The organism is Pseudonocardia hispaniensis (genome assembly GCF_042658695.1).
Taxonomy (GTDB): Bacteria; Actinomycetota; Actinomycetes; order Mycobacteriales; family Pseudonocardiaceae; genus Pseudonocardia; species Pseudonocardia hispaniensis.
In genome coordinates, this window is record NZ_JBHSQW010000030.1 from 19,629 (window position 1) to 34,898 (window position 15,270).

The 15,270-nt window shown below is 68.7% G+C and carries 16 protein-coding genes; 12 read left to right on the top strand and 4 right to left on the bottom strand.

Features of this window, described 5'->3' with window-relative positions; translation table 11 throughout:
* Positions 1–53 precede the first annotated feature (53 nt).
* The 4 genes from ACFQE5_RS13955 to ACFQE5_RS13970 are packed head-to-tail and all read right to left on the bottom strand — an operon-like array spanning position 54 to position 3,198.
* Positions 54–1,190, bottom strand: coding sequence for an alpha/beta hydrolase family protein (locus ACFQE5_RS13955; protein WP_379585337.1), 1,137 nt, complete (start codon positions 1,188–1,190; stop codon positions 54–56).
* The gene (locus ACFQE5_RS13960; protein ID WP_379585338.1) at positions 1,187–2,194 is read right to left on the bottom strand and encodes an MAB_1171c family putative transporter; all 1,008 of its coding nucleotides are present in this window, start codon (positions 2,192–2,194) and stop codon (positions 1,187–1,189) included. The genes ACFQE5_RS13955 and ACFQE5_RS13960 overlap by 4 nt, the downstream gene beginning before the upstream one ends.
* A complete protein-coding gene (locus tag ACFQE5_RS13965; protein WP_379585339.1) occupies positions 2,191–2,655 on the bottom strand; it encodes a hypothetical protein in 465 nt (154 codons plus the stop codon). The genes ACFQE5_RS13960 and ACFQE5_RS13965 overlap by 4 nt, the downstream gene beginning before the upstream one ends.
* 60 nt (positions 2,656–2,715) lie before the next feature.
* On the bottom strand, positions 2,716–3,198 hold the full coding sequence (locus tag ACFQE5_RS13970; RefSeq protein ID WP_379585340.1) for a hypothetical protein: 483 nt from the start codon (positions 3,196–3,198) through the stop codon (positions 2,716–2,718).
* 161 nt (positions 3,199–3,359) lie between these two features.
* Between ACFQE5_RS13970 and ACFQE5_RS13975 the strand changes: the two genes are divergently transcribed.
* The 12 genes from ACFQE5_RS13975 (at position 3,360) to ACFQE5_RS14030 (ending at position 15,254) form a co-directional block, all read left to right on the top strand.
* Entirely contained in the window at positions 3,360–4,547 is a 1,188-nt protein-coding gene (locus tag ACFQE5_RS13975) for an ArdC-like ssDNA-binding domain-containing protein (protein ID WP_379585341.1), read from the top strand.
* Positions 4,547–5,479, top strand: a complete 933-nt coding sequence (locus tag ACFQE5_RS13980; protein ID WP_379585342.1) for a bifunctional DNA primase/polymerase — start codon at positions 4,547–4,549, stop codon at positions 5,477–5,479. The genes ACFQE5_RS13975 and ACFQE5_RS13980 overlap by 1 nt, the downstream gene beginning before the upstream one ends.
* Complete coding sequence (locus ACFQE5_RS13985; protein ID WP_379585343.1) at positions 5,479–6,165, top strand: DUF2637 domain-containing protein; 687 nt, start codon at positions 5,479–5,481, stop codon at positions 6,163–6,165. Before ACFQE5_RS13980 ends, ACFQE5_RS13985 begins: the two co-directional genes overlap by 1 nt.
* The gene (locus ACFQE5_RS13990; protein ID WP_379585344.1) at positions 6,162–6,566 is read left to right on the top strand and encodes a hypothetical protein; all 405 of its coding nucleotides are present in this window, start codon (positions 6,162–6,164) and stop codon (positions 6,564–6,566) included. Before ACFQE5_RS13985 ends, ACFQE5_RS13990 begins: the two co-directional genes overlap by 4 nt.
* A gap of 86 nt (positions 6,567–6,652) precedes the next feature.
* A complete protein-coding gene (locus tag ACFQE5_RS13995; RefSeq protein WP_379585345.1) occupies positions 6,653–7,528 on the top strand; it encodes a hypothetical protein in 876 nt (291 codons plus the stop codon).
* The gene (locus ACFQE5_RS14000; protein ID WP_379585346.1) at positions 7,525–8,523 is read left to right on the top strand and encodes a ParB N-terminal domain-containing protein; all 999 of its coding nucleotides are present in this window, start codon (positions 7,525–7,527) and stop codon (positions 8,521–8,523) included. The genes ACFQE5_RS13995 and ACFQE5_RS14000 overlap by 4 nt, the downstream gene beginning before the upstream one ends.
* 36 nt (positions 8,524–8,559) lie before the next feature.
* Positions 8,560–9,252 carry a hypothetical protein gene (locus ACFQE5_RS14005; protein WP_290713152.1) on the top strand — a complete coding sequence of 231 codons (693 nt, stop codon included), beginning with the start codon at positions 8,560–8,562 and terminating at the stop codon, positions 9,250–9,252.
* Positions 9,253–9,302: 50 nt separating this feature from the next.
* Positions 9,303–10,883, top strand: coding sequence for a M23 family metallopeptidase (locus ACFQE5_RS14010; RefSeq protein ID WP_379585347.1), 1,581 nt, complete (start codon positions 9,303–9,305; stop codon positions 10,881–10,883).
* Entirely contained in the window at positions 10,883–11,149 is a 267-nt protein-coding gene (locus tag ACFQE5_RS14015) for a DUF6112 family protein (RefSeq protein WP_379585348.1), read from the top strand. Before ACFQE5_RS14010 ends, ACFQE5_RS14015 begins: the two co-directional genes overlap by 1 nt.
* Before the next feature lie 229 nt (positions 11,150–11,378).
* Entirely contained in the window at positions 11,379–13,388 is a 2,010-nt protein-coding gene (locus ACFQE5_RS14020) for an MMPL family transporter (RefSeq protein ID WP_379585390.1), read from the top strand.
* 40 nt (positions 13,389–13,428) lie between these two features.
* A complete protein-coding gene (locus ACFQE5_RS14025; RefSeq protein ID WP_379585349.1) occupies positions 13,429–14,637 on the top strand; it encodes a sensor histidine kinase in 1,209 nt (402 codons plus the stop codon).
* Positions 14,634–15,254, top strand: a complete 621-nt coding sequence (locus ACFQE5_RS14030; RefSeq protein WP_379585350.1) for a response regulator — start codon at positions 14,634–14,636, stop codon at positions 15,252–15,254. Before ACFQE5_RS14025 ends, ACFQE5_RS14030 begins: the two co-directional genes overlap by 4 nt.
* Positions 15,255–15,270: the final 16 nt, after the last annotated feature.

Genomic DNA, 15,270 nt, shown 5'->3' on the forward strand with positions numbered 1-15,270 from the left:
TCCGGGCGTGGCCGAACGAGGCGGGTGTCGAGGGTGGGGTTCGACCTGGCCGATCAGCGCGGGACACGCGACTTGAGCCATGCGGTCACGGCTTCCCGCCATCGGTCGGGGTCGGTGTTCCAGCAGAGGGTATGGCCGGCGTCGAAGGTCTCCAGGTCGACGAGGTTTGGGTGTGCGGCTCGGAGCGCTTGTGAGAGCCGGATCGGTACGGAGTCGTCTCGGGTGCCGTGGAGGATCAGGGTCGGCGTGGTGAGTTCTGCGGCTCGGGATGTCCAGTCGAAGGCGGGAAGTGGGATGCGGCCCAGCAACCCGACTCCCCGAGCGAGCGGGTTGATGGTGAGCCACGGGATCGCGAGGCGTGCGGCTGCTGCGGGTATTCCGCTGCGCGCGCAGTTGGTCTTGATGACTTCGGTCCAGTTGAGGACTGGCGAGTCGAGTACGAGCCCAGCGATCAAGCCCTCGTGTCGGGGCCGGTCGGTGAGCTGCAGAGCGATGGCGGCACCCATTGACCAGCCGAAGAGCACAATCTGTCGGGCACCTCGCCGGACTGCGTAGCCGATGGCCTCGTCAACGTCCGTCGTCTCGGTGTGGCCGAGGGTGGATCGGCCGGTGCCGACGCGGGGGCCTTCTTCGGTGTTGCGGTAGGTGACGACGAGGGAGGTGTAGCCGAGGTCGGTTGCGGCGAGGATGCCGCGGAGGGTGCCGGCGCGGGTGCTGCCGAGTCCGTGGATGTGGATGGCCCAGGTCGAAGGGTCGCCATCGATGCGCCAGGCCGGACATTGCCCTGCGGGGGTCGTGATGGTGATGCTGCGTGCATCGAGTCCGGCTTCGTGCGGGGTCACGTAGTAGATGCCGCTCCACGAGGCGCGATCACCGGCCTTCGGCGCGAGGCCGGGCGCTCTTCCGGTGATCCTTCGCGCGACACTGGTTGGCCCGCGATCGTGGACTTCTGTTGAGAGCTGTGCCCAGCCGCCGTGCTCGAACCAGAGGTTGTAGATGCCGTCTGCTGTGCTCTGGTCTGTGCGGTCGAGGACGATCAGGTCGCCGTCCTTGTCGTGCTCTATGCCGTGGACGATGAGGTCGAACCTTCGTGGCCCGACGGGTGCAGTGAGCTGTCGCACGATGGTCCACCCGACGCCTGCGGCAGCTGCGGTCGCGACGCCGATCCCGAGAGTGAGGCGGCGGATCACGGCGCACCGTCCTCGTCGGTCCCAGCAGGCGAAGCGACTGCGGTTCGGGTGTATCCGAGGAGGTGGCTTTCGGCGCGCTCCAGCAGAGCGACTTCGGCTCGGCTGGTGTCGAAGGTGATGCGCGGGTCGATCATCGCGTCACGGATTTCGACGATCTCTCGGTGCAGGCGTCCTTCCGCGTCGTCCGCGCTGGTGGCGAGTGGGTCTGCTTGGCTGAGTCCTGGCCGCACGCTCGTGGCCCGGTTCCAGAGCGGCTCCAGGTCGGCGGCGAGGGCGGCGGTACGCTTGTCGCGCAGGTAGTGCTGGGCGCGGCGGACGGCTGGTTGGACGGCGAAGCCGGCGCAGAGGAACAGGAACGTGAGCAGCGAGAGCGGCCCGTAGGTGGGCTGGACAGCGTGCATGAGGTCGAGCTGGCCGGTGACGTGGGCGATGTCCATGACGATCACCGCAACACACAAGGCAACGCCGAACGCCGATCCCAGAGTGAGGAGCACGGCGGGGAGTCGTTGGATGCCGCTGCTGTTGCGGTACTGCCGTGCGGCGAGGGTCAGCATGGTGGCGATGACGATGCCGCCGTAGACGAAGTTGATGATCGAGTAGGCCGCGGCAGCGGGTTCGTCTCCGAGGTCGCTCATGAACTGGGTGGTGGTCGTGCCGCGGTCGATGAACAGGAACGTGACGGTGATCGCGAGCAGCGAGACTGCGAGCATGGGGATGCTGACGACGGCGCGGACGAGGCGGGGCCGGTATTCGCCGGTTCGCATGACGCCACGGCCGAGGAAGAACAGCCCGGTCATCAGCAGCGCGTCCGCGATGAGGGTGGCGATGTTGGTGCCGCCGAGCAGTGGATCGGCGGTGGTGTAGATGGCGTCCACGTTTAGGGTCATCGCGATGGCGATGGTGATCGCGGCGTAGGTGATGCTGCGGTCGGCGCGCTTACGGCGGAAAATGAGCAGGCTCGCCACGAGCGCCCACATGAGCGCCGCGACGAGCGTCTGGATCATCCGAAGACCTCCGAGTAGCGGGTTTCGGCGAACACCGATCCTCGGATGCCTGCGGCGAGGCGGTCGGCGAGGGACTCGGCGGCGATCTCGGTGTCGCAGTCGATGTCTTGCCGTTTGAGGAGGCGTCCGCGGGTGTAGGGCGGGATGTTGGGCAGGAGCACGTCCTCGGCGGCGCAGTCTTGGCCTTCGCAGTGGCCGAGGATCATGTGGGCGAACTCGTGCAGGACGAACTGCTGGCGGTGCAGCGCGGAGTCGCTGCGGGCGTGGAGCACGATGTCGTCGGTGTCGGTGACGAGCCAGACCGCGCAGATGCCGTCGCTGGTGTCGAGGTCGGCGAGCTCGACGATGCGCAGGCGGCGGTTTCGGCGCGCGCGTACTGCGGTGAGGAGGTCGTCGAGGGTGAAGGTGCTGCCGAGCTGTAGGCCCGCGACGGCCGCCGATACTGTCTGTTCGATATTCACGGTTCGCCCCTCCCTGTGGAGAGCAGGGACCGGTATCGGCACCGTGTCGCGCGACACCTGTCAGTGCTCGGGCATGTGGCTCATTTCCTCGTCCAGGAACTTGGTGATGGCGTGGAGTGCTTTCGGCGAGATGTCGCCGAGGGTGCGGGCGGCGTAGGACTTCACCTTCGCGGCACGCATGGACCGAACGAGGTCGAGCTGCGCGGCGACCTTCTCGGGGGTGGCGGCGCCGTCCTGACCCATCAGGAAGGCAGCATCGACATCGAAGAACGCAGCGAGTCCTTCGAAGACGGCGGGGTCTTGGACGCAGCGGTGGCCGTTGACCATGTACGTCCAGCGCGACCGGGACAGGTTGGTGCCTCGTTCTTTGAGGTAGTCCGCGATCTGCGAGTAGGTGGGCTCGGAGCCGGACTCGGCGACGGCGACATCCATCAGGAGCCGCAGACGCTTGGCGAGGTCTTCAGCCGCAGCCTGGCTCTCGTCTTCGGTCATGATGGCTGACCCCCTTCCCTTCGCGACGGGCAAGGCATCGATGTAGTCCACCCTCGCGGGTGGTTGTGCATGCTCAAACCTACTCGTTGAGCATGCACAAATCAAGGCTTGCGCATGCTCAACGGTCGGTGTTAGAACAGGACTCCAGGACATTTTGAGCATGCTCAACGCTGGGCGTGGTCTCCGCCTGGTCTGCCTCAAGGAGGTGAACGATGTCCGGTTCACGGCATGGCGGCGGGTGTTCTCGCCCACCTGGAAGGTGTACCGCCGCGCGCACTCGCGTCGCGGCTCACCGAAGAGGAGGCCGGAGCATGGCATCGAACGAGGACGCCCGGGCGGCGCGGGAGGCGAAGCTCGACGAGCTGCACGAGAAGCTGACCGGCGCTGTCGAAGCACTGGTCTCGGGCGATGACTGGCGGCAGGCTTTGGCGTTTGCTGCCCGGTTCCGCAGCCGTTCGTTCAACAACACGATGTTGATCTGGGTGCAGCACGAGGCGGCGTTCGAGGCGGGCCGGGTGCCGGAGCCGTTCCCGACGCTGGTTGCCGGGTACCGGCAGTGGCAGAGCCTGGGTCGTCAGGTGATGAAGGGCCAGGCCGGGTACATGATCTTCGCGCCCGTGACGGGCCGGTTCGCCACGGCCACGCCTTCCGATGCGGGCTCGTGGCGTCGGCTGGGGCCGCGGGAGAAGCCGAAGGCCGGCGAGGTGGTGCGCTCACGGATGGTCGGCGCACGCCCCGCCTACGTCTGGGACGCCTCCCAGACCGACGGCGAACCACTCCCGGTCACGCCCACGCCGACGCTGCTGGAAGGCGAAGCACCTGCGGGGCTGTGGGAGGGGATAGCCGGGCAGATTCGCGTTGCCGGGTTCGAGGTGCTGCGGGTGGAGCACGAGGGCATGATCTTCGGCGCGAACGGCGTCACCGACTACGAGGCGCGCACGGTCGCGGTGCGGGAGAACATGGACCCTGCCGCGCAGGTCAAGACCCTCGCGCACGAGATGGCGCATGTGCTGATGCACGATCCCGACGACGAGGAGGCTCGGCAGCATCGCGGTATCCGCGAGGTCGAAGCCGAGAGCGTCGCGCTGATGATCGGTGCCGCGCACGGCATGGACACCGCCGGGTACACGATCCCGTACGTCTCGACCTGGGCCGCCCGCGTGGACGGCCAAGAGCTCGCCCAGGTGGTGCAGGCCACCGGCGAACGCGTCCGCAAGACCGCGCTGGCGATCCTCGACCAGCTCGACACCCTCCAAGTCGGTGATGGCACCCCACCCGGCATCGAACGCGACACCCCCGCGCGCACCTCGGCTGCCGTGAAGCCGGTGGCTTCTCCCGCGCCATCGGCGGAGCCGGAGCGCGCGCCGGGTGTGCCGGTGCTGGCAGGGCGGGGGCTGTGATGCCCGACCCACTCGACGTTCTTGCGGCGCTGATCCGAGCGGATGGCGCACCGGGCCTCGCGCTCGCAGCACGCAACCTCGCCTCGGCTGGCGTGCCCGTGTTCCCGTGCCTGGTCGAGGGGAAGCGTCCGCTGACCCGTCGCGGGTTCCTCGACGCGAGCAGCGACGCCGCGCAAGTCTCCACGTGGTGGTCGCGCACCCCGAGCGCGAACATCGGCATCCCGACCGGCGAAGCATCTGGTGTCGTCGTGGTGGATGTCGATGTTCACGGCCCTACCGATGGCCGCGTGGCATGGAAGCGCGCCGCCGATGCGGGGCTCGTGGACGGAGCGGGTCTTCTGGTGCGCACCCCCACCGGCGGCACGCACGCCTATTTCCCAGCGACACCCGGTACCGAGCAGCGGTCGTGGCACGCCGCCGCTGCCGGGGTCGATTTCCGGGGCGACGGCGGCTACATCATCGCTCCTCCCTCCCAACGGACCATCGACGGCAACGTGAAGCGCTACAAAGTCGCCGACATCGCCGCGCACTCGGTCCGCCCCGTGGACGCGGCCAGGCTGCGGGACTTCCTCGACCCACGCCCCGTCACTCCGGCCCATCCCAGTGGTAGCTCCATGGGCGTGGATGCTGAGCGGCTCGCAGCGTGGGTCTCCGGGCGCGGTGAGGGCGAGCGGAACCGCTCGCTGTTCTGGGCCGCGTGCCGCCTCGCGGAGAACGGCACCTCACCGGGTGACGCGCTCGATGCTCTGGGCGCTGCGGCACAGTCGGCGGGCTTGAGTGATCGCGAGATCACCACGACCGTGCGCTCCGCCTACCGAACCACCCAGCCCGGCCCCGAAGCCCAGTCACACGGAGGGACGCGGAGCGAGTACCGGTGGTGCGGCCGCGCCAACAGCACGCCGTCCGCAATGTCGGGGCGGGCGGGGCTGTGATGCGTGCGGTCGAGGCGCGGCGCTGGGCCGCGAGCACGGCGGTCGCCGGGACGGTGTTCATCGCCGCTGGCGCGTTCTGGCTGTCGTTCACCTCACTGGCCGATCTCGCCGCGCGCTCCGGGATCGGGGCCGGGCAGGCGTGGGCCTGGCCGCTGATCGTGGACGGCATCATCGTCGTCGCTACCGTCGCCGTCGTCGCGCTCGCGGGTCAGCGTTCGGCCTGGTATCCGTGGGCGCTGCTGGTCGGCGGCGCGCTCGTCTCGGTGACGGCGAACGCGATCCATGCCGTCGTCGCGGCCGATGCCGACGTGCCAAGCATCCTCGCCGCATCCGTCGCCGCCGTCCCGCCGGTCGTGCTGCTCGCGATCACCCACCTCACCGTCATCCTCACCCGCACCACCGAGACGAGGCCACCGGCTGGCGCTTCGTTCCACGACGTCGCAGCCGAAGTGATGCCCACGCTGCCATCCGGCGACCCGGACCTGAGCACTCCCAACGAGGGCAGCGCAGAAGTAGCGACGGATCGGCGGGCTCGCGGGTGGGAGCTGCGGGAGGCGGGCTGGTCGAACAAGCGGATCGCCCGCGAGCTGGGCGTGCATCCCTCGACGGTAGGCCGCTGGTTCGCCGTCGCGCACCTGACCGACACAACCGACACCGCCGACGAGCGGGAGGAGACGACCCCATGAACACCACCGACAACCCCCAGCAGCACCACGACCTGCCCGATCCGGCGCGCTCCGTTCCCGACGAACCGCGTGAGCGTCCCGAGCCCGTGGACGCGACGACCGTGCCGGAGGCGGTGCGGGCCGCGCAGGTCGCCCGCGAGGACAAGCGGCACGCGATCGTTCGCGGTCGGGGCGTGGAGTGGGTGCGCCCGACCGACCTGATCGCCCGCCACTCCGCACACGCCGCTGGCCGTGGTCTGGACTTCCAGGCCGAGCTGGCACGCCGCACCCGCACCCCGATCGGTGCCGGTGTCCGTCGCCTCGGGGACCGTGCCCGGCGGCTGCCACCGATCTCGGCGTTCGGGCACAGCAGCACCCCCGTGACGCGGCAGGTGTCCCGGTCCGGGGTCTCGATGGGCTGAGCGTGGTGACAGGTCATGGCCCCGACGGCAGGAGGACGCGCTCGTGGGAGCGAGTGCGCACCTGCCTGCCAGGAGGTGCCGACACCATGACCACAACCACCACCGGCTTCCCAGAACCGGCTGAGGACTTCACGACCAGCGAAGGGCTACGCGCCCTGCTGATCCGGCTCCATGAGGGCGGTGAGGACGCGTGGGTTCACGACCCGGTGGCCCGCGACCTGATGGAGTTCGCCGCCGACAAGTACCGTGCCCTGGCCCGCAAGCACAAGCTCGACACCTGGGAGGCGGTCGCTGCGGCGTTCGACGCGATGCAGTACCGCTCGACCCGTGAAGCCAACGACCCGTGGGCGATCATCACCCACGCCGTGCGGATCACCTGCGTCTACGAGGAACGCGCCCAAGGCCTGCTCTGCTCGGTGCACCAGGCCCGCCGCGCGCACGTCTCCGCGTTCCACGACCCCGAACGATTCTCCGACCGCGACACCGCGCTGGCCGACTACCATCCCGCGTTCCACACCACTGACACCCACCCCTCCGACATCGACACCGAGCCCCGCGAGAGTCTCGGGTCGGCGCAGGCGTGCATGTCCGCGAGCTCGGCTGCCGAGGATGCCATCGCGATCTTGTGCCTGCTCGACTGGCCACCCGACACCGCCCGCGCGTCGGTGGAACACGTCTGTGGAGCGTTGATGAAGGCCGGCACCCGCCAGTCCGCCTACGAGGCACTACGCCGCGACCGCCACGCCCGGGCACTGCTCGATCTGCCGCGCCGATCCTGGACCGCCCTCCTCAAAGCACTGCTCGGGAACCCACACCCCGCCTACGCGGCAACCACGACCGGGCGCGGCGTGCTGCTGCGGCTGCTGCTCGGCGAGAGCCTCGACCTGCTGCTCCGTGACGACGACCTGATCCTCGCCCTCGCACTGGCCGCCCCGAACAGTCGAGGCGGTGAACCGTCGTGACCGAACCGCAGACCGGGAGCATCCAGCTCGACCGCGCCGTCAATTCCCTGATCGTCGGCACCCGGCACCGCTCCGACCTGGGAGACATCGACGCCCTGGCCGCCTCCATCGAACGCGACGGCCTCCTGCAACCGCTAACCATCACCATCGACGGCGTACTCGTCTGCGGGGCCCGCCGCCTCGCCGCCATCAAACGCCTCGGCTGGCGCACCGTCAACGTGTGGGTGCGAAGCGGCCTGTCGGACCGGCTCGGGCAGCTCCTCGCCGAGCAGGACGACAACATGCTCCACAAGCCCTACACCCAACTCGAAGCCGCCACGCTCTACCGAGAGATCAAGCAGGTCATGGCCGAAGACGCCGCCCGCCGCAAGGCCGCTACCCAGTTCAGCAGCGAGAACCAGCCGGGAAACGACGGTCCCGGAAAATTTCCGGGACCGTCAGGTGCGCTCGGCGACGCACGAGAACTCGCCGCCGCGATGATCCCCGGCGGAGGGTCGTACAAGACCTTGGAGAAGGTCGGCTACATCGAAGAGATCGCCGCCAACCCCACCCAGCCTGAGACGCTCCGCTCGGAAGCGGCGGCGGCGCTGAAGCGAATCGAGGCAGGCGACCCGGTGCATCCGCTCTACCAGGCGATCCACGCATCTGCGGAGGCTGCCCGTGAGGTACGTGAGGCGACGATGCACGCACTCGCCGAGGACGCCGTCGCACGCGCCAACGCAATGAAGAAGGGCAAAAAGCCCAAGCCGCGACTCAAGCCGCTCGCGCCCGACGACGCACCACCGGTGCGCTACCCAGTACGGGCGTTCGTGCAGACCTGGGGCGAACTGGCCAACTGGTGGACCCACTACGACGCCGACACCCTCGCGCGCGAGCTGACCGACGAACAGTTCGACAACTTCCTCGCCACCGTCGAAGGCACCACCCGCTTCGCCGAAACCCTCCACACCGCCCGCGAAGACACCGCTGCGCGGCCACGCCTGCGCGCCCTCTGACCACCGGCGCGGGCAGCGGGTGCGCACCTGCTCGGCATGAGCCCTGCACCCACTGATCCCTCGAAGCGCCGCCGACTCGTCGCCCTCATCGCCGCCGGTATCGTGCTGCTGCTCCTAGCCGGCGTCGGCATCTACGGACTCCTCACCGGCCCCCGCAATGCGCCGACGAGCACCGACGATCCGGAGCCCGGCCCGGTCACGACGGAACCGCGGACGGTGCCGCCGAGCACGCCCCGAGCACCGCAGGTTCCGGCGGTGCCGCGTTCGGCCGACCCGGCCAAGTTCGCGCAAGGGGTCGCGTCCACGCTCTTCGCCTGGGACACCGCATCAGGGCTGTGGCCGCTGGACTACACCTCGGCGATCCTCGCGGTCGGAGACCCCTCCGGCGACGAACAGGCCGGGCTCGCCTCCGACGTCGCCGCCTACCTGCCAAACCGCGATGCCTGGATCGAACTGCGGCAGTACGCCACGAGCCAGCAACTCACCATCGACGCCGCGTTCGTCCCCGACGCGTGGGCTGATGCCGTCGGGCAGGCACAGCCAGGGCAGCTCGCCCCTGGGACGGTCGCTGTCACGATCGAGGGCACCCGCCACCGTGAAGGCGTCTGGAACGGGCAGCCCGTCACCTCGCAACACGAAGTGGTCTTCACCGTGTTCGTCGTCTGCGCACCGACGTATCCGACCTGCCACCTGCTGCGGCTGTCGCAGCTCGACAACCCACTGCACTGAACGGGCATGTTGTCGTGTTCCGCAAAGTCGCCATCGCAGCCCTCGCGCTCATGTTTTTCGCACCCGCAGCGGCACTGCTCGGCATCGGCGTGCTGATGAACCCCGCCGCCGCCCACTGCGCCACGCCCGCCGGGACCGTGAACCTCGGACCCCTCCCGGACTCGCTCACCGTGACCACCGCGAACGGCGAGACCTTAACCCTGAACCGTCAGCAGCTCACGCACGCGGCCACGATCATCGCCATCGGCAACAGCCAAGGCGACGTGGGACGGCCCGGAATCAAGATCGCGCTCATGGCTGCGCTCACCGAGTCCACGCTGCGGATGCTCACCAACACCGGCACCTACCCCGAGTCGGCGAACTATCCCAACGACGGCAACGGCTCCGATCACGACAGCCTCGGCCTGTTCCAGATGCGTCCCCAATCCGGCTGGGGAACCGTCGCCGAACTCATGGACCCCACCTACCAAGCCCGCGCGTTCTTCGGCGGACCGACCGGCCCGAACTACCCCTCACCACGCGGACTGCTCGACATCCCCGGCTGGCAGCAGATGGACCCAGGCTCCGCCGCTCAAGCCGTCGAGGTCTCCGCCTACCCCGACCGCTATCGCAACTACGAACCCGTCGCCGAGAGCATCCTCACCGCCCTCACCAGTAGTAGCGGGCCTGGAATCGGAGCAGGTGGTCCAGCGTCCGCGTCGTCGCGGGTGGTGTTCCCATTGCCGGAAGGCACCTGGGTGCTGACCTCTCCGTTCGGGATGCGGACGCACCCGATTACCGGGGAACAGAAACTGCACACCGGCACCGACTTCGCCGCACCCGACGGTACCCCGATCCTCGCCGCCGCCGATGGTCTGGTCACCGTTGCGGAGTTCTCCGGGGGCTACGGCGGACTCATCGTCATCGAGCACACCATCGACGGCCAGACCGTCGCGACCGCCTACGCGCACATGTGGCAGCACGGCATCCATGTCCACGCCGGAGACCGAGTGAGCGCCGGGCAGCACATCGGTGATGTCGGCTCCTCGGGCATGAGCACCGGAGCCCACCTGCACTTCGAGGTCCGCCCCGCCGGCACAGGCGCCGAAGCCATCGACGCCGCCGCCTGGCTCAACCAGCACGGAGCCGCGAACCTCCCCACCGCGACCAGCGGATCACCAGCCGCCTGCAACACCGCCGGCACGCCCGGCGCACCGGGCGGTGTCGACGGAGACCCCGACCGGCTCGTCGACGATCCCACCACCAGCGGGCAGATCACCGCACGGATGCTGCACCTCTACCAGCAGACCCTCGCCGCGTTCCCCGACACCGGCTGGGGCTGCTACTCACCCCGCCCCGGCACGAAGTCCGAGCATCCCCTCGGACGCGCCTGCGACATCACCTTCGGCAACCAGATCGGCCAACGCCCCAACCCCGCGCAACTCGAAGCTGGGTGGCGAGTGACGAACTGGATGAAAGACAACGCCGACGTACTCGGCGTCCAGTACCTCATCTGGCAAGGCCAAATCTGGTCCCTCGCCCGCGACGCCGACGGCTGGCGACCCTACAACGGCGGCGGCATGCACGACCCCGCCTCCATCACCGGCGGCCACTACGACCACCTCCACGTCACAGTGAAAGTGGGTGCGTGATGGGCGTCTTCCCCGACTTCGACGGCCTGGGCGGCATCGGAGACCTCCGCGCCGTCGTCGGAGCGCTCCTGACCTTCGTCCTCATCGTCGCCGTCCTCATGCTGATCGTCTCCGCGATCGTCTGGGCCATCGCGACCGCCCACGGCAACTACGCCACCGCCAGCAAAGGCCGAACCGGAGTCCTCGTATCCCTCGGTGCCGCCGTCCTCGCCGGAGCCGGCGTCACCTGGATGAACTGGCTCCTCAACCTCGGCCAGCAACTCTAGGTCTCCAGACCCCGCGGAGCCGTCGCTGTGGCATCGACACAGTGTGAGTCACGTGAAGGCCGTATCAATCTTTTGGTTGATCTTTGTTTCAGCCTCTTCCGCGATGTTCAGAATCGCCGTGCCTGGTGAAGTTGATGGCATGGCAGATTCTCTGGCTCGTTCGCGCTTCTCTGATCGGTTGACCTCGCGTAGAGGCGCGTGGATCGCTCTCGGTGTCGCTGTGCTCGTGATGGTGTTGTTGTTCGGCGTCTTCGGCGGCGCGCACGCACCGGCGCGCACGGGGCAGGCTCCGGTGGGGTCGGAGTCGATGCAGGTGAGCGAGCTGATGGAGCAGTTCCCGAACGCGGATCGCCAGTCGGTGCTCGTGGTGGCCTCCCGCGAGGATGGAGCGGAGCTCTCCGACGCGGATGTTCAAGCCCTCACGGGTCTGCTTCCGGTGCTCGACGCGCAGTCGGCAGGTGAGTCATCGGGGCCGATGGTCAGCGAGGACGGGCGGGCTGCGGTGCTCGTCACTCCGATCACCGTCGGTGCGGACAATACCGAGACTGCGGAGGTCATCAAGGAACTCCGCGGCGAGGTCAGCGCGAACGCCCCGGCCGGACTGGTGCTGCACGTGACGGGTGGCCCGGCGTTCGGCGCGGATGTTGCGGCGGCGTTCGAGGGCGCGGACTTCACGTTACTGCTGGTGACGATCCTGATCGTGGCGATCCTGTTGATCGTCACCTACCGTTCGCCGGTGCTGTGGCTGCTCCCGCTGATCGTGGTCGCCCTCGCCGATGGGCTCGCGGGCCGGGTCACTGCGGCGGCGGGGTCGTTCTGGAATCTGGAGTTCGATGCTGGCATCGTGAGCGTGCTCGTGTTCGGCGCGGGAACGAACTACGCCCTGCTGCTGATCTCCCGGTATCGGGAGGAACTGCAGCGCACCGAGGATGATCGAGTGGCGCTCAGCACGGCGTGGCGCAAGACGGTGCCCGCGATCCTCGCCTCGAACTTCACGGTGGTGCTCGCACTGCTCACGCTGCTGTTCGCGACGATCCCGATGACGCGCGGGCTGGGTGTTCCGGCCGCGCTCGGGCTGCTGATCGCGCTGGTCGCGGTGCTGTTCGTGTTGCCGCCGTTCCTCGCGGTGTGCGGACGCCGAGTGTTCTGGCCGTTCATCCCGCGACCGGGACAAGAAGCCAATCAGGGGCGGGCCTGGCGCGCGGTCGCCTCCCACGTGTCGGAGCGACCCGTGGCGAGTCTGCTGGCTGGGCTCGCGCTGCTCGCGGTCATGGCGACTGGACTGTTCGGCACCTCGGTAGGCCTGGACCAGTTGGAGAAGTTCCGTGTGCAGTCGGAGTCGGCGACGGGTTTGGAGATGTTGTCGGCGCATTTCCCGCCGGGTGAGGCGCAGCCGATCTGGATCATCACCGACAGCGAGGCTGCGGGCGAGGTGGCGTCCGCTGCAAGCGAGGTCGAGGGCGTCGTGCGCGCCCACCCCGCCGGCACCACAGATGACGGCTCGTTGACGAAGGTGATGGTGACCAGCGAGTACTCGCCTGGCACCGAGCAGAGCCTCGCTCAGATCACTGAGCTGCGAGACGCGGTGCACCCGATCAGTGGCGCGGAAGCGCTGGTGGGCGGCGCGGTCGCGACGGAGTTGGACGCGCGGGCCGGCAACGAGCACGACCTGCTGCTGATCGCGCCGCTGGTGCTCGCGGTGAGCTTCCTCGTGCTGCTGTTCTTGCTGCGCTCGCTGGTCGCGCCGGTTCTGCTGCTCCTGGTGAACCTCGCCAGCGCGGTCGCCGCGATCGGGGCGGGTGCCTGGCTGAGCCGGGTGCTGTTCGGTCAACAGGCCCTCGACCTCCAGGTGCCCATCCTGGCGTTCCTGTTCCTCGTTGCCCTCGGCATCGACTACACGATCTTCCTCGTCCATCGGGCACGCACCGAGGCCACGCGGCTGGGGACGCGTGCGGGCATGGTCGAAGCCGTCGCTCACACCGGCAGCGTCATCACGAGCGCCGGCATCGTGCTCGCCGCGGTGTTCGCCGCGCTCGGTGTCCTGCCGCTGGTCACCCTCGGACAGCTCGGCCTGATCGTCGGCATCGGCGTGCTGGTGGACACCCTCGTGGTGCGCACCGTGATCGTGCCCGCGATCTTCAGCCTCGCAGGGGATCGCATCTGGTGGCCAGGAAAGCTGCATGCCCGCCAGGGAGAATCGACTCATGAGTCTCGTACACCTTCCATTGACGTCCACTGACCCGCCCGGCCCGGCCGTCGCGGGGACGACGGTGCGGGCGATGACGATCGGTCAGCACCTCATGGCGGTCGTACTGACCGCCATCGGGGTCATCCGCGCGATCGGCGACGGGGTAGGGATGCCTGCGGCGATCATCTCGGGTGTCGCGATCCTCGGTTGGCACACCGCCGGCACGATCCTGCCGTCAAAGACCCACTCACGCAATCTGGCGGCGTGGTGGCTGCTCGGGTTCGCGGCAATCTGGATCGCCGCGGTCGCGGTCTCCGCCGAGTTCGTCTGGCTCGCGTTCCTGCTCTGGCTGCTCGCCGGGCACCTGCTGTCGCTCCGCTGGGGGCTGCTGTTCTCGGGCTTCGTGCTCGCGGTCGTGATCGTCGCGCCGATCCTGCACCACGGCACTACAAGCTACGCCAACATCTTCGGGCCGCTCATCGGCGGCATCTTCGCCTTCGGCATCTCACGCGGCTACCTGCAACTCCTCCGCGACGCCGCCGAACGCGAACGTCTCGTCACCTCGCTTACCCGAGCCCAGGCCGAGACCGCCGAGCTGCAAGACGAACTCGCGCTCGCCCAACGCCACTCGGGTGCCATCGCCGAACGCACCCGCATCTCCCGCGACATACACGACACCATCGCCCAGGCACTCTCCTCGATCCGACTCCTCGCCCACGCCGGAGCCGGCCGCACCGAGGACCCAGACGCAGCGCGCACCCTCGAACAGGTCGAGACCCTCGCCGGTGACAGCCTCGCCGATGTGCGCCGCATCGTCGCCGCGCTCGCCCCCGCGGAACTCGAAGACGACGCCCTCGCCTCCGCGCTGCAACGCATGCTCGACCGTATCCGCGACGAAACCGGGCTCCAAGGTGAGCTGCATGTGGACGACTCGATGCCGATCCTGCCGACCGAGGTCGAAGTCGCACTCCTACGCACCGCACAGTCGGCCCTCGCGAACGTGCGCCTCCACGCCAGAGCATCCCGTGTCGTCATGAGCCTCATCGACACCGACGACACCGTGCGGCTCGGCATCCTCGACGACGGCACCGGCTTCGACCAGCCCGCCTGGGAACAGGACGCCGACGCCGGATCGAGCTACGGCCTGCGTTTCATGCGAGCCCGCCTCCGCGAACTCGGCGGCGGCCTCGACATCGAGAGCACCCCCGGTGAGGGCACCGCCCTCTCCATCCACCTCCCGATCCGTCCGGGCCAAGCCTCGGCCACCGTTGCCGCCCCCACCACAGAGGAGATGCCATGACCACCACCGTGCTTTTGGTCGACGATCACCCGGTCGTGCGCAGCGGGCTCCGTGCGGTACTCGATGCGGCGGAGACTCTGCAGATCGTCGGGGAAGCCGCCACCGGCGAGGAGGCACTCGCCCTGGCAGCACATCTGCGCCCCGATGTGGTGCTCTGCGACTTGCGCCTCGGCAACGGCATCGACGGCATCCAGACCACGACCGCGCTCCGCGCCCTCGACCCCGCCCCTGCGGTGCTCATCCTGACCACCTTCGATCGCGACGCCGAAATCCTCGGGGCAATCGAAGCAGGCGCAGCGGGCTACCTCCTCAAAGAAGTCGACCCCGACGTCATCATCGACGGCATCCAGAGTGCCGCAGCCGGCGACACGGTACTCGCCCCCGATCTCGCCTCCCGCGTGCTCAAGGGCATGCGCAGCCCACTCCCACGTCTCACCGACCGCGAGATCGACGTGCTCCGTCTCCTCGCAACCGGATCGGCGAACAAAGAGATCGCCCGTGCCCTCTTCGTCACCGAGGCCACCGTCAAGAGCCACCTCGTCCACATCTTTACCAAGCTCGGGGTTGACAGCCGCTCCCGCGCGATCCACGTCGCGCAGGAGACCGGTCTGATCTGACCGCGACCAGACATCC